General features: G+C 64.3%; 26 protein-coding genes. 10 read left to right on the forward strand and 16 right to left on the reverse strand.

Going from position 1 to position 22,572, the window contains the following annotated elements:
• Positions 1-27: 27 nt before the first annotated feature.
• From JG746_RS26175 to JG746_RS26195, 5 genes are all read right to left on the reverse strand, one after another.
• Positions 28-1,803 carry a tetratricopeptide repeat protein gene (locus JG746_RS26175; protein WP_202355345.1) on the reverse strand — a complete coding sequence of 592 codons (1,776 nt, stop codon included), beginning with the start codon at positions 1,801-1,803 and terminating at the stop codon, positions 28-30.
• A 183-nt stretch (positions 1,804-1,986) separates the two neighbouring features.
• Positions 1,987-2,424 carry a DUF1284 domain-containing protein gene (locus JG746_RS26180; RefSeq protein WP_202355346.1) on the reverse strand — a complete coding sequence of 146 codons (438 nt, stop codon included), beginning with the start codon at positions 2,422-2,424 and terminating at the stop codon, positions 1,987-1,989.
• Positions 2,421-3,014 (reverse strand): biotin transporter BioY, encoded by a 594-nt coding sequence (locus JG746_RS26185; protein ID WP_202355347.1) that lies wholly within the window; start codon positions 3,012-3,014, stop codon positions 2,421-2,423. Before JG746_RS26185 ends, JG746_RS26180 begins: the two co-directional genes overlap by 4 nt.
• Positions 3,015-3,206: 192 nt before the next feature.
• Positions 3,207-3,875, reverse strand: coding sequence for a GntR family transcriptional regulator (locus tag JG746_RS26190; protein ID WP_202355348.1), 669 nt, complete (start codon positions 3,873-3,875; stop codon positions 3,207-3,209).
• A 108-nt stretch (positions 3,876-3,983) separates the two neighbouring features.
• Positions 3,984-5,000 carry a polyprenyl synthetase family protein gene (locus tag JG746_RS26195; protein ID WP_019856937.1) on the reverse strand — a complete coding sequence of 339 codons (1,017 nt, stop codon included), beginning with the start codon at positions 4,998-5,000 and terminating at the stop codon, positions 3,984-3,986.
• A 201-nt stretch (positions 5,001-5,201) separates the two neighbouring features.
• On the opposite strand from JG746_RS26195, the gene JG746_RS26200 reads away from it, so the two are divergent.
• The 7 genes from JG746_RS26200 (at position 5,202) to JG746_RS26230 (ending at position 9,555) form a co-directional block, all read left to right on the forward strand.
• Complete coding sequence (locus JG746_RS26200) at positions 5,202-5,426, forward strand: putative signal transducing protein (RefSeq protein ID WP_202355349.1); 225 nt, start codon at positions 5,202-5,204, stop codon at positions 5,424-5,426.
• Entirely contained in the window at positions 5,426-6,241 is an 816-nt protein-coding gene (locus JG746_RS26205) for a tRNA1(Val) (adenine(37)-N6)-methyltransferase (RefSeq protein ID WP_202355350.1), read from the forward strand. Before JG746_RS26200 ends, JG746_RS26205 begins: the two co-directional genes overlap by 1 nt.
• 80 nt (positions 6,242-6,321) lie before the next feature.
• Complete coding sequence (locus JG746_RS26210) at positions 6,322-7,182, forward strand: S49 family peptidase (RefSeq protein ID WP_202355351.1); 861 nt, start codon at positions 6,322-6,324, stop codon at positions 7,180-7,182.
• A 140-nt stretch (positions 7,183-7,322) separates the two neighbouring features.
• Entirely contained in the window at positions 7,323-7,508 is a 186-nt protein-coding gene (locus JG746_RS26215) for a membrane protein (RefSeq protein ID WP_013896713.1), read from the forward strand.
• A 26-nt stretch (positions 7,509-7,534) separates the two neighbouring features.
• On the forward strand, positions 7,535-8,422 hold the full coding sequence (locus JG746_RS26220) for a 4-(cytidine 5'-diphospho)-2-C-methyl-D-erythritol kinase (RefSeq protein ID WP_202355352.1): 888 nt from the start codon (positions 7,535-7,537) through the stop codon (positions 8,420-8,422).
• A gap of 1 nt (position 8,423) precedes the next feature.
• Positions 8,424-8,978: a molybdenum cofactor biosynthesis protein B gene (moaB, locus tag JG746_RS26225; RefSeq protein ID WP_202355353.1), complete on the forward strand. Its 555-nt coding sequence runs from the start codon at positions 8,424-8,426 to the stop codon at positions 8,976-8,978.
• A 115-nt stretch (positions 8,979-9,093) separates the two neighbouring features.
• Entirely contained in the window at positions 9,094-9,555 is a 462-nt protein-coding gene (locus JG746_RS26230) for a GFA family protein (protein WP_202355354.1), read from the forward strand.
• Here the strand turns inward: JG746_RS26230 and JG746_RS26235 are convergent.
• On the reverse strand, positions 9,545-10,519 hold the full coding sequence (locus tag JG746_RS26235; protein ID WP_202355355.1) for a hypothetical protein: 975 nt from the start codon (positions 10,517-10,519) through the stop codon (positions 9,545-9,547). The two genes, JG746_RS26230 and JG746_RS26235, sit on opposite strands and share 11 nt — an antisense overlap.
• A gap of 143 nt (positions 10,520-10,662) precedes the next feature.
• Positions 10,663-11,190 (reverse strand): glycosyltransferase, encoded by a 528-nt coding sequence (locus JG746_RS26240; RefSeq protein ID WP_202355356.1) that lies wholly within the window; start codon positions 11,188-11,190, stop codon positions 10,663-10,665.
• Between the two features lie 150 nt (positions 11,191-11,340).
• Between JG746_RS26240 and JG746_RS26245 the strand changes: the two genes are divergently transcribed.
• Entirely contained in the window at positions 11,341-12,495 is a 1,155-nt protein-coding gene (locus JG746_RS26245) for a PA0069 family radical SAM protein (RefSeq protein ID WP_202359475.1), read from the forward strand.
• Between the two features lie 153 nt (positions 12,496-12,648).
• Positions 12,649-13,344: a ribonuclease HII gene (locus JG746_RS26250; protein WP_202355357.1), complete on the forward strand. Its 696-nt coding sequence runs from the start codon at positions 12,649-12,651 to the stop codon at positions 13,342-13,344.
• 338 nt (positions 13,345-13,682) lie between these two features.
• On the opposite strand, the gene JG746_RS26255 is transcribed toward JG746_RS26250, so the two are convergent.
• The 7 genes from JG746_RS26255 to JG746_RS26285 all read right to left on the reverse strand — a co-directional run bounded on the left by JG746_RS26255 (position 13,683) and on the right by JG746_RS26285 (position 19,286).
• Positions 13,683-14,174 (reverse strand): F0F1 ATP synthase subunit B, encoded by a 492-nt coding sequence (locus JG746_RS26255; protein WP_019856926.1) that lies wholly within the window; start codon positions 14,172-14,174, stop codon positions 13,683-13,685.
• A 10-nt stretch (positions 14,175-14,184) separates the two neighbouring features.
• On the reverse strand, positions 14,185-14,781 hold the full coding sequence (locus JG746_RS26260) for a F0F1 ATP synthase subunit B (protein ID WP_202355358.1): 597 nt from the start codon (positions 14,779-14,781) through the stop codon (positions 14,185-14,187).
• Between the two features lie 67 nt (positions 14,782-14,848).
• A complete protein-coding gene (locus tag JG746_RS26265; protein WP_013896722.1) occupies positions 14,849-15,073 on the reverse strand; it encodes a F0F1 ATP synthase subunit C in 225 nt (74 codons plus the stop codon).
• An 84-nt stretch (positions 15,074-15,157) separates the two neighbouring features.
• On the reverse strand, positions 15,158-15,916 hold the full coding sequence (locus JG746_RS26270; protein ID WP_019856924.1) for a F0F1 ATP synthase subunit A: 759 nt from the start codon (positions 15,914-15,916) through the stop codon (positions 15,158-15,160).
• A gap of 84 nt (positions 15,917-16,000) precedes the next feature.
• Complete coding sequence (locus tag JG746_RS26275; RefSeq protein WP_202355359.1) at positions 16,001-16,408, reverse strand: AtpZ/AtpI family protein; 408 nt, start codon at positions 16,406-16,408, stop codon at positions 16,001-16,003.
• A gap of 256 nt (positions 16,409-16,664) precedes the next feature.
• Positions 16,665-17,849, reverse strand: a complete 1,185-nt coding sequence (locus JG746_RS26280) for a cell wall hydrolase (protein WP_202355360.1) — start codon at positions 17,847-17,849, stop codon at positions 16,665-16,667.
• A gap of 144 nt (positions 17,850-17,993) precedes the next feature.
• Positions 17,994-19,286, reverse strand: a complete 1,293-nt coding sequence (locus JG746_RS26285) for an MFS transporter (RefSeq protein ID WP_202355361.1) — start codon at positions 19,284-19,286, stop codon at positions 17,994-17,996.
• Positions 19,287-19,405: 119 nt separating this feature from the next.
• On the opposite strand from JG746_RS26285, the gene JG746_RS26290 reads away from it, so the two are divergent.
• Positions 19,406-20,323: a LysR substrate-binding domain-containing protein gene (locus JG746_RS26290; protein ID WP_202355362.1), complete on the forward strand. Its 918-nt coding sequence runs from the start codon at positions 19,406-19,408 to the stop codon at positions 20,321-20,323.
• 18 nt (positions 20,324-20,341) lie between these two features.
• On the opposite strand, the gene der is transcribed toward JG746_RS26290, so the two are convergent.
• Positions 20,342-21,781: a ribosome biogenesis GTPase Der gene (der, locus tag JG746_RS26295; RefSeq protein WP_202355363.1), complete on the reverse strand. Its 1,440-nt coding sequence runs from the start codon at positions 21,779-21,781 to the stop codon at positions 20,342-20,344.
• A 63-nt stretch (positions 21,782-21,844) separates the two neighbouring features.
• On the reverse strand, positions 21,845-22,510 hold the full coding sequence (locus JG746_RS26300; protein WP_202355364.1) for a tetratricopeptide repeat protein: 666 nt from the start codon (positions 22,508-22,510) through the stop codon (positions 21,845-21,847).
• Positions 22,511-22,572: the final 62 nt, after the last annotated feature.

Below are 22,572 nucleotides of genomic sequence, written 5' to 3' on the forward strand. Positions count from 1 at the left end.
GCCCCGTTCGTATTCACATAGCAGATCTCACCCCTTCGGGGCGGGGACCGGCTCCGGCTTGACCTTGGGGGTCTCCTGCGCCGTGTTGGACTCGATCGGCGGCAGGCCCTTCATCAGCTTCTGCTGCAAGGTGGCCAGCACATCGGGATCGGGCTTCAGGTCGCGGGCCTGGTTCCACTGGAAGGTGGCTTCCAGCTTGCGGCCGACGCGCCAGTAGGCGTCGCCGAGATGGTCGTTGAGAACCGGATCTTCCGGCTTCAGCGATACGGCGCGCTCCATCTCGCGCACCGCGTCATCGAAGCGGCCGAGACGGAAATACGCCCAGCCCAGAGAATCGACGATGTAACCATCGCTGGGCCTGAGATCGACGGCCTTTTGGATCATCGCCAGGCCTTCCTTCAGGTTGGTGTTCATGTCGACCCAGGAATAGCCGAGATAGTTCAGCACCTGCGGCTGGTCCGGCTGCAGTTCCAGCGCCTTACGGAAATTCGGCTCGGCCTTCGGCCATTCCTTCAGCCGCTCATAGGCGATGCCGCGCTGGTAGAAGATGTTCCAGTTGGCCGCGGTCGGCGTCTTCAGCACTTCGACGGCCTTGTCGTAGAGATTGGCGGCCGAGCGGAAATCCTCCTTCGAGGAATAGACCCCGCCAAGCGCCAGATAGGCGCGCATGTCGTTGGGATGAGCCTCGACGAAGGCCTTCAGATGGGTGATCGCCTCTTCATGGCGGTCGAGATCGGCAAGGTTGAGGCCAAGCTGCAGGTCTGAAAGCTCCTTCAGCGGCGACGAATCGGGGATGCGGCGATAGAGCGCGATGGCCCCCTCGCCGTCCTTCAGCTGTTCAGCGACGGCAGCAAGTTGCACGAGAGCCGCGTCGCTGTCGGGCCGCAGTGCCAGCGCATATTGCAGGTAAAGGCGAACGAACGGCTCGCCGCCGCCCCGGTTGAGCGCGGTGGCGAGATCGAGCAGGATTTCGGAAGCACCGTCGGAGGGACCGGAAACGAAGGGCGCGATCTTGTCGCCCTTGCTGATCCTGTCACGCAAAGCGACGATTTCGAGCTTGCCCGGCGAAAACGCCTCGGCCTGGTCGAGCACCGAGATCGCCTTGGCCTTGTCGCCCTTGCGGGCCAGGAACGAGGCATAGGCCTGGGCATTGCGCATCCAGGTTTCGGGCGCGGCACCGCCGGCGGCGGTATCCTGCATGGTCGCGGCGTAGATCGCCTCGGCCTTGTCGGGCATGTTGGAGGCATCGGCGACCAGGGCGCGGTGGAAGGATTTGAACAGGCCGAACCAGTCCGGTCCTTGCAGCTTGTCGATCGAAGCCATTGCATCGCTTGCGTGGCCAGCCCCCTGTTCAGCCCAGCCCGACATCACGCCGGAGATCAGCCTGTCGAGGTCGGATTCCAGCGACAGCTTGAGCCAGTACTGCGCCTTGGTGAAATCCTTCTTGTGGAAGGAATCGACCGCCAGCGCCAGGCGCGAGAAGCGCTCGACATCGGGCACTTCCTTGAGTTTGTCGGCATAGACCAGGGATTCGTCGAATCGGCCCTGCGCGATCAGCGACAGCATCAGGCTCTGCTGCAGGCCGGTGTCGCTCGGATCGAAGGCCAGGGCCTGCTTGTAGTAGGCGATGGCGCTGTCGAGGTCGTTGTCGCCTTCGGCGATCCGGGCTGCCAGATAGGCGCCAGAGAACGACGAGATCTTGACCGGTTCGGTGGATTGCTTGGCATAGGCCGGCAGAGCCGAAATCGCCATGCCCGTCACAATTGCCAGCCTTGTCAGCCAGCGCGCACGTCCTTGCTGCATCGTATCCCTTTCAGCCAGGCGCCATCTCCGCGTCAGCGGGATCGACGTAGACTCGATCTTTCCGGGCAAAGCATGGCCTTTTTGGGGTCGCGCTTCAATCCGCCTGAAATTCACAATCGGGTCAGCCGATTAACAAACCATGGCTGGAGTGGATTTTCGACCGAGGAAAGGCCGGCGTCAAGGTCAGCGCGGCACGACGGATCGCTGCACCTTCGTCTCGGCAAAGCCGCCGGCCGCTATCGCGCCGCACAGCTCGTTCCATTCGCAGCCGCCGCAAGCCTTCCGTACGCCACCAACGGAAAACGCCTGCCGCAGCCGCGCCAGGATTGCCGCGTCGAGATCGACGCGGACGCCGGGCTGGATTGGCAGGGCCAGCAGATCCGCGACATCGCGCGCGGCAAGCCGGTCCCGTTCGATGACGCTCTCGTTGAAACAATGCGGTTCCGGCCCATCGAGCAACGGCGCGCACACATCGTCCGGACCGGAGACGAGGAGGATGTCCTCGCCCCGGCTCAGGCGCTCCGCGACCGCATCATAATTGGCGGTGAAAGCGGGGCTGTATCCCTTGCCCACATAGGTGAGCAGGCAAAGGAGATGATGGGCGCGCAGCCTGATCGTCACGGATTGGCCGGCTTTGCCTTGCCGCGGGGGAGCGCCATCAGTGTCGCGGCACCAAGCGCCGACTTCAGCAAGCCGCCGACGATGAATGGCAGGAAGCCGTAGGTAATGGCTTGTTCGGCGCCGATCATGACGGCAAGCCATGCCGTGCCGAGCACCAGGCAGGCAAGATTGCCGAGCAGCATGGCGCCAAAGGCAAGCACCACCCTGTTGCCGTTCCAGCCGCGTTCGGCCAGCCAGCCGACGAGCGCGCCGACAACCGGGAAGGCGAAGAGATAACCGCCGGTCGGCCCGACGAAATAGGACGCACCGGCCGCGCCGCCGGCCAGAACCGGAAAGCCGACCGCACCTTCGACCAGCCATGCGGCGATGGTGACCGAGCCAAGGCGCCAGCCATAGAGCGCGCCGATCAGCGTCACGGCAAAGGTCTGCATGGTGATGGGAACCGGCGCCATCGGCACTTCGATGTAGGAGGACAGCGCCAGGAACAGCGTGCCGAGCACGACGGCGCCGACCTGCCAGGCGAGCGAGCGATCCTGCAGCCGGAGCGGGCTGAAGGACGGCTTGCTGGACGTGAATGCGATATCGGTCATAGGGATCCCTTCGGTCGATTTTAAATTATAGATAATTTCTGCTTTCGATCTATTATCGAATCCATATTTCTCGCGACATAGCAAGCCCTCCCACGTCAAAGGCCGTCCGAACTGCGTCGCGACGTGCTTCAGATCGTTGCTTCATGCATGTCGTGCGCCCAAAATCGGAGGGCCATTTCCGGGCGACAGATATCAGCCAACGATCGCGAACGCTTCACGCGTCGCGCCGGACGCGGTCTTGACCGGCTTGCGGCCGATCCATTGGACATGCCGCCCGAGCGTTGCCGCGGCCGATTCGGTGTTTCCCTGCCGCAAGGCGGTCAGGATTGCCCGATGATCCTGGTCGGTGCGCGTTTCCCACTCCGAGCGCCATGCCGCGAACAGGAAGCGGGCGCTGGCGGCATGCAGATCGTCGATGGTGGCGAGCAGGCGCGGCATGCTGCATGGCGCCAGGATCAGCCGGTGGAAGGCGCGGTTGGCTTCCTCCCAGGATCGGACGTCGCGGGATTTGTCGCCGGCCTTGGTCGCCTCCTCGGCAAGATCGAGAATGGCTGACGTCAGATGCGGCGCGGCATGGCGCAGCGCCAGCACTTCGAGCGCGGCCCGCATTTCGGCAACCTCCTTGACCTCGCCGAGATCAAAAGCCGCGACACGCACGCCGCGGCGCGGCTCGCTGACGGCTAGGCCTTGCGCCTCCAGGCGGCGGAAGGCCTCGCGCACCGGAACATGGCTGGTGTTGAATTCCTCGGCGACGTGATCCTGGCGCAGCCGCGCTCCAGGCTCGATCGCGCCTGAGATGATGCGGTCCGCCAGCGCCTTGCTGATGCGCACCGCGATGGTGTCGTCCGTGCCCTTTGCCATGTTTTATAGATAATTTGCGGCAAGGCAGCTTGTCGAGGCGGCGGGTGGTGTTCGCCAACGTTCTCCCCAGTACAAAGCGAGGGAAAACTCCGACAAAGGTCGGCCTGCTCAGTTCACCCGGCTGATGCAGAAATCGATGACGTCGATCAGCGCCGATTTCTGCGGCGTTTCTTCCAGCGGCGCCAGCGCGTCGCGGGCGATCTCGCCGAAATGCCGGGCGCGGCCGATCGTGTCGGCGATGGCGCCGTGGCGGGTCATCAGGCCGATCGCCTTTTCCAGGCCGGCATCGTCGACGACATTGTCCTCGATGGCGCGCTTCCAGAAGGTGCGCTCGGCCTTGGTGCCGCGCCGGTAGGCGAGGATGACCGGCAAGGTCACCTTGCCCTCGCGGAAATCGTCACCGACATTCTTGCCCAGATCCTTGCTGGTGCCGCCATAGTCCAGCGCATCGTCGATAAGCTGGAAGGCAAGGCCGAGGTTCATGCCGTAGGAGCGCAGTGCGGCGCGATCATTGCGCGTCGCCTGGGCGATGACCGGCCCGACCTCGGCGGCCGCCGAAAAAAGGGCCGCGGTCTTGGCCTTGATGACCGCAAAGTGCTCGTCCTCGGTGGTTTCGAGGTTCTTGGCGGCGGCAAGCTGCATGACCTCGCCCTCGGCGATGATCGAGGCGGCGCTCGACAGGATGTCGAGCGCTTCGAGCGAGCCGACATCGACCATCATGCGGAAGGCCTGGCCGAGCAGGAAATCGCCGACCAGCACGCTCGCCTGGTTGCCCCAGATCATGCGGGCGGTCTTCTTGCCGCGGCGCATGCCGCTCTCGTCGACGACGTCGTCGTGCAGCAAAGTCGCGGTGTGCATGAACTCGACCGAGGTGGCGAGCTTGACATGACCTTCGCCGGCATAGCCAAACATCTGCGCGGCGGCGAGCGTCAGCATCGGCCTGAGCCGTTTGCCGCCTGACGAGATCAAATGGTTGGCGACTTCCGGGATCATCTCGACGTCGGAGCCGGCCTTGGACAGGATCAATTCGTTGACGCGTCCCATATCGGCCGCCGTCAGATCGATCAGATCCTTGATGGAGGCGGGTTCCCGCTTCCCGTTTTCGATGTTGAGAACGACACCCACGACAATCACTCCCGTCTTGTTATAACGCGTGCGACGGCACCCTTAATCCCGATACGGACTCTAGGGCGGCGGACACGGCCACGGCAAGTGGCGAATTGGCGCGGCGTTGGTGACAGGCTGTTAACCGGCGCGGGGGCCGAGGCTCCGCCACGGAAATCCCTGCCCGTTTACATCAATGGCGCAAACTGCGAGTTTCATGCGATGATAGAGCTTGTCCGCACCAACGATGCCGTGATCATCTCCTTCGTCGAATCGCTGATGCGCGACGCCGGCATCGCCTGCTTTGTCGCCGATCAGAATATGAGCATTCTCGAAGGGTCGATCGGTCTTTTGCAGAAGCGCGTCATGGTCGACGCCGACCAGGCCGATGCCGCTCGTCGCATCCTCAGGGATGCCGGCATCGCCAACGAGATCCGCACAGAATAATGTCGGCCGCGCCAGCCGCCCCTGCCCTCGACACCCTTGGCCCGGACACGCCGGCCCATACGGTCGATGCCTTCCATCGCGGCCGGTTCTGGCTCGTGCAGCCCAAGCATGGCGGCCATCGCGCCGGCATGGATGCGATGATGCTGGCGGCGTCGGTGCCGTCCGTCTTTTCCGGACGTCTCGCCGACTTCGGCGCCGGCGCCGGTGCTGCCGGCCTGGCGGTGCTGTCGCGCTGCCCGGCCGCCAGGGCCGTTCTGGTCGAACGCGCGCCCGAAATGGCCGCCTTCGCATCGGCCACCCTTGCTCACCCCGGCAATGCGCATCTCAGCGATCGTGCCTCCGTGCTCGTCGCCGACGTCACGGCCTCAGGCCAGGCCCGGGTGGCGACAGGTCTGGCCGACAACGACTTCGACTATGTCATCATGAATCCGCCCTTCAACGCAGCCAGGGACCGCGCCACGCCGGACAGGCTGCGAAAGGAAGCCCATGTCATGGAGGACGGGCTGTTTGAAAGCTGGATCCGCAGCGCGGCGGCGGTGGTCAGGCCGCGTGGCGGGCTTGCCGTCATCGCGCGGCCCGAACAGCTCGGCGCTATTCTCGATGCGATGTCAGGCCGTTTCGGTGATGCCGAGATGCTGGCCGTGCACCCTCGCCCCGACGCGGCGGCGATCCGCATTGTCGTGCGGGCAGCGCTCGGTGCGCGCGGAAAACTTGCCATCCGCCCGCCTTTGATGCTTCACGCGCAATCGGGCAACGGCCCCGACGAGCGCAGCGAAATGATTGCCAACGGTCTCGCCTCGCTGTTTGGAGATTGAGCTATTCCTGGCCGCCGCATTGCCGTTGGCCGGGAAATCCCTACATGCCTGCAACGCAATCGACCGGAGACCGCGCCCTCGTGAAACGCCTTTTCAACCGCCTGCTGCCGAAATCATGGCGCTCCACCGTCGTCACCATTCCGGTCATCCGGCTGCACGGCACGATCATGTCGGGCGGCCAGTTCCGGCAGAACCTGTCGCTGGCCTCCACCGCAGGCCTCATCGAGAAGGCATTTTCCTTCGACGCGCCGGCGGTTGCCATTTCGATCAATTCGCCCGGCGGGTCGCCAGTACAGTCGCGGCTGATCTTCAAGCGCATCCGCGACCTGGCGGTTGAAAAGAACAAGAAGGTGCTGGTCTTCGTCGAGGATGTCGCCGCCTCGGGCGGCTACATGATCGCGGTTGCCGGCGACGAGATTTTTGCCGATCCGTCCTCCATCGTTGGCTCCATCGGCGTGGTTTCGGCCTCGTTCGGTTTCCCGGAACTGATGAAGAAGATCGGGGTCGAGCGCCGTGTCCACACCGCCGGCCAGAACAAGGCGGTGCTCGATCCGTTCAAGCCCGAGAAGAAGGAAGACGTCGAGCGGCTGAAGGCACTGCAGCTCGAGGTGCATGAAACCTTCATCGATCTCGTCAAGGAACGGCGCGGCACGAAGCTGAAGGACGATCCGGACATGTTCACCGGCCTGTTCTGGACGGGCAAAAAGGGGCTGGAGCTCGGCCTCGTCGATGCGCTCGGCGACATGCGCACGGTGCTGAAGACCCGGTTCGGGGCGAAGACCCAGCTGAGATTGGTCACGGCGCCACGCGGTTTCCTCAGCCGCTTTGGCCTGTTCGGCTCCAGCAAGGGCTTTTCAGCGCCCGATATCGCCGCCGCTGCCGCCAGCGGCGTCATGGATGCGGCGGAAGAGCGCGCGCTGTGGGCTCGCTTCGGGCTTTGAAAACCGCGCAAAACCGTTTAGCATGAGGGTTTGAAGTCCTATGCATGCCGTTTTCCCAAAACCGGACACAGTTTTGGGCGACACGCATTGACCGACCCGACCGGCCGCCTTCGCCGGCCCAGCGTGGTAGGAGTTGTGACATGCCGCAGATCATTTTCTTCACCGTCGTTGGCGTCGCCGCCTATTTCGGCTATCGCACCTTCGTGCGCGAGGCCGAGCGCGTGACCGCCAAGGTGCGGCGCACCGAAAAGCAGGCGGCCAATGGCGCGATGGGCACGCTGGTCAAGGATCCGAAGACCGGCGAATATCGGCTGGCCAAGGACTGAGCATCATCCCCCTTACGACTGACGCCGTGGACACCGAGATCGGTTCGCGCACCTGGCACGCGCATGCCAAGATCAATCTGGCGCTGCACGTCACCGGCAGGCGCCCTGACGGCTATCACCTCATCGACAGCCTGGCGGTGTTCACGCGCTTTGGCGACCGGGTCGAGGTCGCGCTCGCCGACAGCGACGATTTTGTCGTGTCCGGCCGCTACGCGGCGGCGGTTCCCCTCGACGCCGGCAATCTTGTGCTCAAGGCGCGCGATGCTTTGCGGCGGGAGGCCGGCCCTTCGCGGACCCCGCCTGTCTCGATAAAGTTGGAAAAGAACCTGCCGGTCGCCTCCGGCGTCGGCGGCGGGTCGAGCGACGCGGCGGCCGTGCTGCGCGGACTGGCGCGGACATGGGCCTTGGACATGGATGACGCCGAGCTGGCGCGGATCGGTCTCTCGCTTGGCGCCGACGTGCCGATGTGCCTGGCGGCAAAGCCTCTGGTGGCGCGCGGCATTGGTGACGAGCTGTCGATGGTGCCGGACTTTTCGGCGCTGGGACTGGTGCTGGTCAATCCTGGCACGCCGGTCTTGACGGCGGATGTCTTCGCGGCCCTGTCCAGCCGCGACAACGAGCCCCTGCCGCCGCTGCCGCGCAGCATCGATTTTCACAGCCTGCGCAACTGGCTGGAGGTCACCCGCAACGATCTCGAACCGGCCGCACTCGCGCTGCAGCCCGCCATAGGCCGGGCGCTTTCGTGGCTCGATAAGGCCGGGTCGGGGTTTTCACGCATGTCGGGATCGGGCGCGACCTGTTTCGGCCTGTTCGAGACCGGCAATGTCGCCAAGCGCGCGGCGGCCGAGATCCGCGGCCGCCAGCCCGGCTGGTTCGTCGCGGCGACGCGCAGCATGTCCTCGGAGGCTGAGTGAGATGGCTGGGATCAACGAGAGCCGTTCGTTCGTTCCGGTGCGCATCGCGGTGCTGACGGTTTCCGACACGCGCGGCCTTGCCGACGACAAATCCGGCCAGACGCTGGCCGACCGCATCACCGAGGCCGGCCACATCCTGGCCGCCCGCGATATCGTCACCGATGACCGTGACAAGATCCGCGACACGGTTCTGGCGTGGTCTCGGGACAAGAACATCGATGTCGTCATCACCACCGGCGGCACCGGCTTCACCGGGCGCGACGTGACGCCGGAGGCGCTAGAGCCGATTTTCGAAAAGCGCATGGACGGCTTTTCCGAAGTGTTCCACCGCATCTCCTATGACAAGATCGGCACCTCGACAATCCAGAGCCGGGCGACCGGCGGCGTCGTCAACGCCACCTTCGTCTTCGTGCTGCCGGGCTCGCCCGGCGCCTGCAAGGACGCCTGGGACGGCATCCTCAGGGCGCAGCTCGATTACCGCCACATGCCCTGCAACTTCGTTGAGATCATGCCGCGCCTGGACGAACATCTGCGGCGCGGGAAGTCGGCTCCGTAAAAGCCGAGGGCAAGCCCCGGTTTCACGCCGTGTTTGGCAGGTTGAACGGCGTCTGCGCCTTCGAAACGCCATTCCAAACCGGATGCCGGAGAAAGTACCTTCTCGTGGAAGGGCTATGGCCGACCACGACGGGGACGATGCGATGAACGAGCATGCCGGCGGATGCCATTGCGGCAACATACGCCTTCGATTTTCAACCAGACTCGATCCTTCGCAAATCGAAGTCCGCGCCTGCCAATGTTCGTTCTGCATCAAGCATGGCTCGCGCGCCGTCGCCGATCCCGACGGCAGGCTGACCGTCTCGGTCGGGGACGAAGCCCGATTGCACAGATACCGGTTCGGCCTGCGTACAGCCGACTATTTGATCTGCCGGGACTGTGGCGTCTACGTCGCGGCGGTCACCAACGATGACGGGGATCCAAGGGCGATCATCATCGTCAATGCCCTGGACGACCGGTTGCAGTTCAGCCGCGAACCGGTCGCCGGGGACTATGATGCCGAGAGCAGAGAAAGCCGCATTGCCCGGCGACAGGCGCGCTGGACGCCGGTGGAGATCCGGCCCGCCTTTACCGGATGACCGGCTCGCCATGGAAGCGTCGGCGAGAGGGGCGTGAGACGCCGAAGCCGACTTCCATCATGAGGCGCGGGGTGCGCGCCGGCACCGTGCCCATGTGGAAGCCGAACGGGTCCTCGACGAAGCCGAGGCCGGCTTCGCCGGTCAGCGTCACCGGGCTTTGCTCGCCATAGACGTCCAGCACCTCCTGGGCGGGATGGCCGACCAATAGCGTGAGCTGATGCTTGATGGCGCGGCGCTTGTGGCTGCCCCTGACATAGACATGCGGACCGGTGTCGGCGTCGACAGGCTTGAGGTAGAAGAAGAATTTCAACATGCGCCAGTCGTCGAGGTCGAAATGATACTTGCCGAGCGAGGCAAGGTTCTTGTCAGCGTCCGAGGCTTCGCCGGTCGGAAAGCTCCACCAGACGCGTGTCGTGATCAGTTTGGCCTGGCCGCCGAGATAGTGCGCGGCAATGTCGAGAAGCAGCGGATCGCGCTGTATGGCGAGTGCGGCCGGGCAGTCGAGGATGCGTTCGAAATAGTGTCCGCTGAGCAGCGAGCGGCCCAGGCGTTTCTCGGCCTGCGCATGTTCGCCCGGCATGAATTCGAGACGCCGGTCGAAATTGCCGAAGCAAGGTGTGCGCCACGCAAAATTCGCGATCTCTTCATGGATGTCCGATGGCAGGACCAGGCCTGAGAACAGGCCGTCGGAACGCAGTGCATCGACAACCGACGCCCGCTCGACACCGGAAAACATCGTGTCCCCGACATTGTCGGCGGGGCGGGCGCGTTTTGCGCCCAGCCAATGCATCCGGCGCCCAGCCATAGTGCGCGCCAGCATGAACATAGGCAACCAGGCGGGGTTTTCGCGCAAGTCCTTGAGGTAGGTCGGAATGCGCACGGCGATGCGCCGCAGCAGGCTGCCATTGCGCGCAATGGCCTCGAGACTGGCGGCACCGGATTTATCTGACGTTGAAAGGGTCATCGGGTCCTCGTCCATGAGGGTGACACCGATGCCGCATCGGTGCCCACCACTCGCATGACCCAACCCAATTCACCCGCTTCGAACGGAAGCTAATCTCACGTCAGATTTTGTGCAATGCACAATAAGCAGAGCAGATGCAAAAATCACTTCGGCGCGCGGTGCTGCTGCTTCGGCGGCGCCACCCAGATCTCGGCCTCGAGCTTCTTTGTCGCCAGGCCGCGCGCCAGCGCCTCGGCGCTGCCGGCGCTCTTTGACAGCGATGCGGCCTGGCGCTTGCTGATCACCAGCCCGTCGGCGAGCGCACGATTTCCCGAAAAGACCCGGGCCAGGAACGGCGTGCGGCTGCCGCGCGCGCGCGAAAACCGCGCCGCCATGGTTTGCCTAGCCGTGTGGGCGACGACCGCTTCGATCCAGCCTTCCACCAGCCGCGCGCCCGGCTCCAGCAGCAGCAGCCAGTCACCCTTGGCCTGCCTGATCCCGGCGGCAATGCCGCCGCTCGCCACATAGTGGCAGCCGGCATGCTCGGCGACATGATGCGTCTGGTCGGTGGAGCCGGCGTCGCACACGACGACCTCGCGCACCACGCCCTCCACCGCGCCACCAATCAGCGAGGCGAGCGTGCGGGCGAGAGCCTCCTCGTCATTGCGCGTTTCGATGAGAACACTGAGCATGTTTAGCCGAATAGCGGAAAGCCGCGCACAGCGCCAGTTTTTGCAGCGCAACATAAAAAGTTCTTGCTTTGTTCTCATTCGCCAAATAGGAATAATTTCATGAACAGAGCGATTCGACACAACATGGACAGTCCCTGGGAGCGGGCCAAGATGGAACCGATCGTGCGAGCCGACATTGCAGCTTTCGGAGCAGGACGAGCCGAAATGGCCAATGCGATGATCGAGCAGAGCGGCATGCGCATCCGTCCGGACCGCAACCGCGGCCGATCGGCGGGCATCAATCCGTCCGGCCGCTTCGAGCCGATCAGCCGGCATGTCTTCGACGATGGCTGGAGTTCGCTGGAGGAGCTGCCGCCGTTCAAGACCGAGGTGCAGGTGGAAAAGCCGCGCACCATCATCACCCGCAACGAATCGCCCGACATTTCCTTCGACCGGTCGATCAACCCGTACCGCGGCTGCGAACATGGCTGCGTCTATTGCTTCGCGCGACCGACACACGCATTCATGGGCCTGTCGCCGGGGCTGGATTTCGAATCCAAGCTGTTTGCCAAGCCGGATGCGGCGCGGTTGCTCTACAAGGAACTGTCGAAGGACGGCTACCAGCCGCGCACCATCGCCATCGGCACCAACACCGATCCCTACCAGCCGATCGAAAAACAGTACCGCATCATGCGCGAGATCCTCGAAGTGCTGGAAGCGCGCGGCCATCCGGTCGGCATCGTCACCAAATCGGCTCTGGTGACGCGCGACATCGACATCCTGTCTCGCATGGCCGAACGCGGACTGGCCAAGGTGGCGCTGTCGGTGACGACGATGGACCGCATGCTGGCCAGGACGATGGAGCCCCGCGCGTCGACGCCGACCAAGCGGCTGGAGGCGATCCGGCAGCTCTCGGATGCCGGCATTCCGGCTTCGGTCATGGTGGCGCCGATCATCCCCGGCCTCACCGACCAGGAGATGGAGCGGATCCTCGATTCGGCATACGCCGCCGGTGCGCGCGAGGCGGGCTACGTCGTGCTGCGCCTGCCGCTGGAGGTCAGTCCGATCTTCAAGGACTGGCTGCTGCGCCACTATCCCGACCGCTACCGCCACGTGATGTCGCTGATCCGGTCGATGCGCGACGGCAAGGACTACGATTCGGAATGGGGCAAGCGCATGAGGGGCGCCGGTCCCTACGCCTGGCAGATCGGCCGGCGCTTCGAGATCACCGCCAAACGACTCGGCCTCAATGCCGAACGGCGCACGCTGCGCACCGACCAGTTCGTCGCTGCCGGAAAAGACCAGGAGCAGCTGATGCTGCTCTGAAATTGCAATTCGCCGCGGCGGTTTGACCTGCCACGGCGCACAAAATCCCGTCCGGCCCGCCCCGGCCTGCAGACGGTGCCCTCCCGGTCCGGCGCCCCACCCGACCCGGAGGGACTTGCGGAGAATCGGAGCCGATGCGAACCTCGCCGCAACATGGCTCGCGCGCGTTCCGATTCTCCGCTTCTCTTCGAAATCGTCGAGAAACCCGATTTCTCCTTCGAGACGAAGGCGATGGCTGACGGCCTGTGGCCGGTGGCCGGGATGGACGAGGCCGGCCGCGGACCGCTGGCCGGACCTGTGGTCGCCGCGGCGGTCGTGCTCGACCCCGCCAACATCCCCGAAGGCCTAGATGATTCCAAACGGCTCAGCCACTTGCAGCGCGAAGCGTTGTTCCTGCGCATTCTCGGCTCGGCGCAGGCGGTTTCGATGGCCTCGATCAGCGCCGAAGGCATCGACGGCAGCAACATCCTGAAGGCGAGCCTCGAGGCAATGCGCCGCGCTCTGGTCGGGCTGTCGGTTCGGCCAAAGCTCGCGCTTGCCGACGGCCGCGACGTGCCGCCAGGGTTGCCATGCGACGGCCGCGCGCTGATCAAGGGCGACCAGCGCTCGCAGTCCATCGCCGCCGCCTCCATCGTCGCCAAGGTGATGCGCGACCGCATGATGTGCGGCTGCGGCAGCCACCACGACCGCTACGGCTTCGAAGTCCATATGGGCTACGCTACCGCACGCCACCGCACGGCGATCGAGACGCATGGCCCGGTCGCAAGACTGCACCGCGTGTCGTTCGCGCCATTCAGGCTGGGCGGTGCGGAAGTGGCTGAGGAAGAGAGCTTCGACGGCCTGGATTGAGATTGGCGAGCAATGACAGCTGCTCTCCCCCTTGTGGGATCCCAGTGAGGGAGATGTCCGGCACGCCAGAGGGGGGGGGCGCTGTCCCGCCGGCGTATCGATCGATGCCTCGACTTTCTGAACATGCCCAGCCAGAGGCAACCAAGGCCGGCATTCCTTCACGCCCCCTCTGCCCTGCCGGGCGTTCGTCGCTCGGAAAGCCAAGCAGTTGGCTTTCCGTCCGCTGCGCGGTCCGCTCCTCAACCCCCAACGGGGGGAAGTTGGCAGCTTCAGCGCACCGCCAACAAAAAAGCCGCCAGGTTGCCCGGGCGGCTTTTTGATTTCCAAATGTTGCGGGCTCAGTTCAGCTTGGCCTTCACATCAGCGAGCGAAGCCTTGAACAGGTCGGCTCCAGCCTTGACGTCGACCTTGGCGGCGAGCAGCGCGCGGGCGGCTTCGACGGCGATGTCGACGGCGCTGGCGCGCACCTCGGCGACCGCATCACGCTCGGCCTGACCGATCTTCTGCTCGGCAAGCGCGGTGCGCCTGGCGACGTAGTCCTCGGTCTTCTTGTGCGCTTCGGTGGCGAGCATTTCGGCTTCGCGCTTGGCGGCCGCGACGATGTCGGCAGCCTCCTGCTCGGCTTCCTTGCGCTTCTTCTTGTACTGGCCAAGCAACTGCTGGGCCTCGTCACGCAGCTTGCGTGCCTCGTCGAGCTCGCTGCTGATCCTGGCGGCGCGGGCGTCGAGCGCCTTGGCGATCAGGCCGGGCACCTTGATGTAGATGGCGACGCCCAGGAAGATGATCAGGGCAATCGTGGCCCAGAGCGTTGCGAGAGATGTAGCGTCCATGATGCGCTCCTCACCGGGCCACGGATTTGACCGCGGCCGCGATCTCGGCCTTGCTGGCCTTGCCGCCGACCAGGGCCTCGACGATCGCCGAAGCGGTGTCCTCGGCAATGCTGCCGACTTCCTTCATGGCGTTGGCCTTGATGGAAGAAATGCGCGCCTCGGCCTCGCCAAGCTTCTCGTCGAGAGCGGATTCGATCTTCTTGCGTGCGGTCTCGGCTTCCGCCTTGGCCGCTTCGGCGGCCTGCTGGCCGATCGAGTTGGCGTTCTTCTTGGCTTCGGCCAGTTCCTGCTCGTAAGCAGCAACGGCGGCGTCGGCCTCGCCCTTCAACTTCGACGCCTGATCGAGATCCTGGCTGATGCGATCGTTGCGAACATCGATGATGCCACCGACGCGCGGCACCACGACCCGCTTCAGGAAGAGGTAGAACAGCCCGAAAGTGATCGCCAGCCACAGAAGCTGCGACGGGAAGGTCGCAGGATCGAACGGCGGAAATGCGCCATGCGCCTCAGGCACGCCGGTGGCGGAGTGCGTGTCGCCTCCGGTCGCGGCATGGCTGGTATCGGCTGCTGGCGCGGACTCTTGCGCGAAGGCAGATGTCACGAACATGGACTATCCCCAGATATCAGGCCCGCCGCTCGCGCGGCCGGCCTGTCCAATCTTCCCAAAGCCTGGCTCAGCCGAACAGGGCCAGCAGCGCGATGAGAAGCGAGAAGATGCCCAGAGCTTCGGTCACGGCGAAGCCGAAGATCAGGCGGCCGAACTGGCCATCAGCAGCCGACGGGTTGCGCAGCGCGCCCGAGAGGTAGCTGCCGAAGATGTTGCCCAGGCCAATGCCCGCGCCACCCATGCCCAGGCAAGCGATGCCGGCGCCGATGTACTTTGCTGCTTCTGCGTCCATTTGTTCAACTCCTTTGGATCTGAAATTCCGTTGGTATTCCATCCGGCGCCAATGTTGGAAACCTTGGGCCGAAAACTCTTAGACCTAGTGCCCGGGATGCAGGGCGTCGTTGAGATACATGCAGGTCAACACCGCGAAGACGTAGGCCTGCAGGAAGGCGACCAGCAATTCAAGCGCCGTCAGCGCCACCGCCATGGCCAGCGGCAGGACCGAGCCCGCGACGCCGACCGCGCCCAGCGCCGAGAGGCTGACGACGAAGCCAGAAAACACCTTCAGCGTGATGTGGCCGGCGAGCATGTTGGCGAACAGACGAACCGAGAGGCTGACCGGGCGCGAGACGAAGGAGATGACTTCGATCAGCACCACCAGCGGCAGCAGGAACACCGGCACACCATGCGGCACGAACAGTTTCAGGAAACCAAGACCATGCTTCATGAAGCCGTAGACCACCACGGTTCCGATCACCAGGGCGGCGAGGCCGAAGGTGACGATGATGTGGCTGGTGACAGTAAAGAAATAGGGGAACAGGCCGAGCAGGTTGGCGACAAGCACGAACATGAACAGCGAGAACACGAAGGGGAAGAACTTCATGCCCTGCGTGCCGGCTGCATCGCGCAACATGTTGCCGACGAATTCATAGGCCATTTCGGAGATCGACTGCAGCCGGCCGGGAACCAGGCTGCGGCTCGACGTCGTCAGGAACAGGAACGCGGCGGCGACAACAACGGTCGCGACCATGAACAGTGCCGAATTCGTGAAGGACAGGTCGTAGCCGCCGATGTTAATCGGAACCAGCTTGATGATATGGAACTGGTGGATCGGATCGACCTTGTCAGCTGCCACGTTCTAACCCCGTCAATGCCGCGTACGGCCAAATTACCATTGCCGCGTAAGGGCGGCTATTTCCAAATGCCGCCTGAAAGGCGGTCATTTCCTGTCATCCCGGCCAGAGCGCGATTTATCGCCCTGTCCGAATTCTGCCACAACGCCTGCCGAACGCATGACATTGAGCACGCCGGCGCCAAAACCAAGCAGCAGGAAAACGATCAGACCCCACGGCGATGTCCCCGCCATACGGTCGATGATCCAGCCGATGCCGGCGCCCACCACCACGCCAGCGATAAATTCACTGGAGAGTTTGACCGCCTGGCCATAACCGGCCGCACTGCCCGCTTTCGCGTCGTCTTTCCCCTCGAGCCGGTTCGGCAGCCTTGTCGCAAGCGATGCTTCAAGTTCACGCCGACGTCGCTCAAGATCGTCGTCACGGATGCCGGATTCATGCTGCTTGCCGCGGCCGGTTTCTCCGGTTCCGTCTGGCCCATTCTTGTCGGCCATCGCAACCCCCCTGCCCGGTCAGACCGTCACCGTCCGTCCGCTTCTAAAGTCGCCGGCAACATAGTTAGAGGGTTTGCGCCCGTCAAGCCACGGGCGGAAGATCATTGCCATGTATTTTAGGCAATAAAATCAAGTAATTAGAGAGGTGCGACATCGTGCCCGCCGCCATGATGGGGATGCGCTGCGCGAATCCCCCCGGCAATGGCTCCCCGATCGAGCCCGTGGCTGGTGGAAAAGACCATCGGCGGGCGAGCCCTCAGCTCCAGCCGCCACCATAGGTGCGGTAGAAGATATGCAGGCCGATCTTGGTCATCTTCTGCATCGTGCGCGCCCAGCCCGGATGGACATATTGGGCGTAGTAGTGGGTCGACGATCCGACCTCGGGGATGAAGATCTTGCCGGCCGTGACGGCCATGGCAATGTCCTGCGCGGTCTTGTAGGCCGCCGGGCTGTCGATGCGTTTCTTCCTGCCGTCGCAAGCGAAGGAGAATTGGCAACGGTTGAACCAGCTGTCGTTCTGGTAGACGACACCGCAGATCGAATTGGGATAGGCGGGGTTGCGGACGCGGTTGAGGATGACCTGGGCAACGGCCGCCTGGCCGCGCACGGATTCGCTCCGCGCCTCGAAATAGATGCCATTGGCCAGGCACTTTTGCTCGGGCTTGGAGAAGACGCTGGCCGGCAGCGGGTTCTGGATCCACCAATGGTCACCCTTGGCCATCGGTGGAATGAAGCGGCCGCTGTTGGGCTGCTCGTCCTGCAGCAGAGCCTCGAAGGGCGAGGCCTTGGCGTAGTCCGGCTCGGATTGCGCATAGGCCGTCGCCAGCACATCGGGATGATCGTTGTTGACCAAAGCGGCAAGCATGGCCGGCACGCCGGGATCCGGCTTCTTTTCCTCACGCGCATGGAATTCCGCGGCGATCTGGATTTCCTTGCCTTTGATCTGCGGCTTGGCGAAAGCCATCTTGAGGTCGCCGTCCATGCTCGGCCGCATCAGGGAGGAGGTGCGCTGGAAGATCGAACCGGCGTTGAAGTTCTTTGGCGGCGCGACGGGAGACACCTGGACGATGCGACCCTTCTTGTCGGCGCGCACCACGCGATCCTCGTCGGGTGAGCCGCTGACCTTGCCACCCTTGCCGCGAAACGAGACGTTGCCGACGCCGGCCAGGTGAATACCCGATCCGGAGATCGAGCCGGTGACGTCGGAATCGACGAAGGGCATCTCGGCGGCATGGGTCGAACCGGCGACGGATCTCTCGACATAGGAATTCCAGCGCGCGGTCGGCGATTCGAGGCCGGACACAAGGCTGGTCATGTCCTGGTAGGCGGCAACGGTCGGGAAGCCGATCCAGATGCCGAGGCCGATGATGAAAGGAGACACAAAACTGCGTTTCTTCTCACCGGCGGCGGCAGCAAGCCGCTTCAACACGCGTCGATGCACGGAACTCTCTCCAGGAACGCTACTGACCCCACTGGAGAGCAAAATGATGCATTAACCTTGATGGGACGTTAACGGGATCGATCGGGTTTTCTCAGTCGGCTCAAGGTCGTGGTTTGGAAGTCGGGCGGTTTTGCGGCCGGGCGTTCAGGCCGGCCGCAGGAAGATCGGCCAGGCGATCAGCGCGCAGATGGCGGCCGACAGCCATACGGCGGGCCAGGACCAGAGATGCAGCAGCCCGGGAATGGCCACCGGCACAAGGAAGAAGCCGACGAAGACAAAGGTGTTGGCCAGGCTGAGCGCGGTTCCGACATGGCCGGCGCCGGCAAGCGTGGCAAGCTCGGTATAGGCGACGCCGTGCCAGGCGGACACCGAGATGCCCGCGACAATCAGCACCAGGGGAAGCACAGCGATCGGGAAGGACTGGTCGCCCGGCATTGCGGGACTGGCCAGGACCAGCAGCCAAAGCACCACAAAGGCCGACCCGCTGAGCGCACTGCACCAGCGCAGAAACTGGCGGCGATTGCCATGGCGGTCGGTGAAGCGGCCGCTCCAGACGCGCATCACCATGGCGCCGGTCTGCACCGCGGCGAGGCTCGTGCTGATCGCTGCCGTCCCCAGCCCGGCGAAGTCGTGCAGGAACACCGACGCGAAGGTGAGCACCGCCACCTGCGGGAAGCAGAGCAGGCCGATGGCGGTCGCGATGCGCCAGACCTCGATGTTGCGCAGCGGCGCCGGTCCGGCCACGGCGGACGCAGCGACGTGGCCCGCCGTCGGCGGTTCGTGCAGCCAACGCCAGGCGAACAGCGCGGAGAGTGCGGAGGCGCCCGCCAGCAGCCCGAACACCGCGGAAAAGCCGAAAGCCAAGGCGAGCGAAGGTAGGACCAGCGCGCCGAGGCCGCCGCCGAGCGGCACCGCCGTTTGCCTTATGCTCATGGCAAAGCCGCGCTCGTTTTCCCGAAACCAGCCCATGATGGCGCGGCCGCTCGAGCCGTTGACGCTGCCGCCAAGCAGACCGGTGACGAGCAGGCTTGCCGACAGGAGCGCGACATCGGGAATGCCCGACCTTGTCGGCACGACGAGCATGGCCATGGCAAGAAGCCAGGCGGCCGTCGCACCAAGCCCGATCAGCAGCACGCGGCGATCGCCCCAGCGATCGGTAAGCAGGCCCCAGGGCAATTCGCTGAGCGCAACGCCCAGGCCGAGGACGCCGAGCGCGACGCCAAGCTCGGCATTGCTCAGATGATAGCCCTGGCGAAGCACCACCGCCGTAGCCGGTATGCCGGAGAAGGTGGCCGAGAAACTGGCGTTGGCGGCAACACCGATGCCAAGGACCTTCCAGCGGTGGCCGGGACTGAATACCCTCTCGGCAGGACCGCCAGCCCTGTCCTTCAGGATTTGTGTTGGCTGTGGGTCGGTGCAGTCGACAATGGCGGACATCGTTTCATTCCCGTTGTGGTCCAGTCGCCTGGACCTTGACGGCATCTCCCTAGCGCCATAACTTCATCCTTAAAATCAGGAAGTTTTTGACTATCACTCCTGAAAAACAGGACATTCTGATGCAACGCGTAAACTTCGACCTCGATGTTCTGCGCAGTTTCGTCACCGGTATGGAGCTCGGCAGCTTTGCCAAGGCCGCCGACCGGTTGGGCCGCTCGACCTCGGCGGTCAGCGCGCAATTGAAGAAGCTGGAAGACCAGGCAGCGACGCCGATCTTCCGCAAATCGGGGCGCGGGCTGGCCTTGACGGAGGCCGGCGAGACCATGCTCGGCTATGCGCGGCGATTGCTCGAACTGAACGACGAGGCCGCGGCGGCGATCCATGATGTCGAACTGGAAGGCTGGGTGCGGCTTGGCCTGCAGGAGGATTTTGGCGAGGCGGTGCTGCCCGACGTGCTCGGCCGTTTCGCCCGCGCCCACCCCAAGGTCAAGATCGAGGCCAGGATCGCGCGCAGCCACGACCTTGCCGAAAGGGTGATGTCAGGCAGCCTCGACATCGCGCTCGCCTGGCACAGCGGCCAGACGCTGCCCTACAGCGAGCATGTCGCGGATGTTCCCATGCGCTGGATCGGCCCGGCAAAGCGGATCGAGACCAGCCTGCGCGACGGCGAACCGCTGCCGCTGGTGGCGCTCGAAGCGCCATGCCTTTTGCGGACGGTGGCGACGGAAACACTCGACCGCGCCGGCCTGTCCTGGCGCATAGCCTTCTCCAGCCCGAGCCTTGGCGGCATCTGGGCGGCCGTGGCTGCGGGACTTGGGCTGACGATCCGCACCGATATCGGTCTGCCGGCCAGCGTCAGCGCGATGACGCCGGAGATCGCCGTTTTGCCGGCGCTGCCCAAGATGGCGCTCTTTCTGCATCGCCGGGATGCCGAACCCGAGCCGGTGGCGTCTCGCCTGGGAGACATATTGCTGGAAGCGGCGCGACAGGCCTTGCCGGGCAATGCCCGGACTGCCGGCTTGCGTGCGGTCGCCTGATCAGACGAGCGCTAACGCTTAGCCGCGCTTCTTAGACCGGCCGGCAAACGGATTGTCCGAGGTGCGTAGCGCGATGCGGATCGGCACGCCCGGCATGTCGAAGGCTTCGCGCAGGCTGTTGGAGAGATAGCGCACATAGGATTGCGGCATCGCATCCGGACGCGAGCACTGGACCACGAAACCCGGCGGTCGGGTCTTGGCCTGCGTGACGTATTTGACCTTCAGCCGGCGCCCAGCGACGGCGGGCGGCGGATGATGCGCGAGGATGGCTTCCAGCCAGCGGTTGAGCTTGCCGGTCGAGACGCGGCTGTTCCACACCTTGTGCGTCTTGAGCACCGCATCCATCAACTTGTCGAGGCCGCGCCCGGTCTCGGCCGAGACCGGCACGGCCTGGATGCCGCGCACCTGCGGCAGCAGCCGCTCGGTCTTCTCGCGCAGTTCCGCCAGAAGCTCCTGCGGATGATCGATCAGGTCCCATTTGTTGAAGGCGATCACCGGCGCCCTGCCCTCGCGGATGATCAAATCGGCGATCTGCAGGTCCTGCTTCTCGAAAGGAATGGTGGCGTCGAGCACGATAATGACGATCTCGGCGAAACGGATGGCGCGCAAGCCGTCCTGCACCGACATCACTTCGAGCTTTTCGTGAATCCTGGCCTTGCGGCGCATGCCGGCCGTGTCGAACAGTTTCAGCCGACGGCCATGCCAATCCCAGTCGACCGAGATCGAATCGCGGGTGATGCCGGCTTCCGGCCCGGTCAGCAGCCGCTCCTCGCCGATCAGCGCGTTGATCAGCGTCGACTTGCCGGCGTTCGGGCGGCCGACGACAGCGATGCGCATCGGCTTGGTGTCATCATACGAATGCACGTCCTCGGCATCAGGATCGGCAATGTCCTCGCCGATCAGCACCTCGGTGGTGGCGATCTCGTCGTCTTCGCCGTCTTCGTCCTCACCGAAGGCGCGCGCCTCGCCAAGGGCTGCGATCACCGCATCGCGCAGATCGGGCATGCCCTGGCCATGTTCGGCGGAAACCGGGATCGGCTCGCCAAGGCCCAGTTCCCAGGCTTCCAGCATGCCGCCCTGCGCGCCCTTGGCCTCGGCCTTGTTGGCGACCAGCACGACCGGCTTGCCGGACCTGCGCACGATTTCGGCGAAGGTCCTGTCGTCCGGCAGCAGACCGGACTTGGCGTCGATGGTAAAGAAGATCAGGTCGGCTTCGCGGATGGCGATCTCGGTCTGCGCCCGCATGCGGCCGGGCAAGGTCGAGGCACCCGCGTCCTCGAAACCGGCTGTGTCGATGACGTCGAAATGCAGGTCGTAAAGCTTGGCGGCATGGACGCGACGGTCGCGGGTGACGCCCGGCGTGTCGTCGACAAGCGCCAGCTTCCTTCCCACCAGCCGATTGAAAAGGGTCGATTTGCCGACGTTAGGTCTGCCGATAATGGCGACTTTGAAGGTCATACGGTCCTACAATCATGCATGTCGTTGTCCCAAAACCGCTGCACACTTTTGGGCGACATGCATTTACGAGGCATTGCCCGAGCCGCGGATCAGCTCGGACATCAGCGTTGCCCGCTCGCGGGTGTTGCGCGGGGCACCGTCATCGGCGGCGATCTGGTCGAACAGCTTCAGCGCGTCCTGCGTCTTGCCTTCCTTCCAGGCGGCAAGGCCGAGCGCCTCGCGCGCCGTGTGGCGCAACGTGTTTGTGTCCGATGTCAACGCCTCGACGCGGCTGGAGACGTCGGCGAAGGAACCGTGATCGACGAGCAGCAGGGCTGCCCTGAGCCGCGCCATGTCGCGAATGCCCTGGGGGATGGCGGTGTCGGCGGCGACATCGTCGAAATCCTTGACGGCGGCATTGGTGTCGCCCTTGCTCGCCTTGACGGTGGCGGCGCGCATGCGGGCAAGCAGCGGGTAGGCGCCGTAGCCGTCCTTCTCGAGCTGGTCGAGCGCGGCCAGCGCTTCGTCATTCTTGCCGTCATTGGCAAGCTTCAGCGCCTGCGAGAAGGCATCGCCGGAGCGGTTGGCGCGCGTCTCGTCCCAATAGCGATAGCCGACGAAGGCAGCGGTGCCGAGCACCACGAGGATCGCGATGCCGAGCAAGGCCGGGCCGAAACGGTCCCACAGCTTCTGCGCCTGCTCGCGACGCATCTCGTCATTGACTTCACGGATAAAACTGTCGTCGGACATCAATCAAAACCACTTTTGCCCCGGGCCGGGGCGGTTCATGAGCCCGCGTTTTAGCGAAATTT

It is taken from the genome of Mesorhizobium sp. 113-3-3, from assembly GCF_016756495.1.
Lineage (GTDB): Bacteria > Pseudomonadota > Alphaproteobacteria > Rhizobiales > Rhizobiaceae > Mesorhizobium.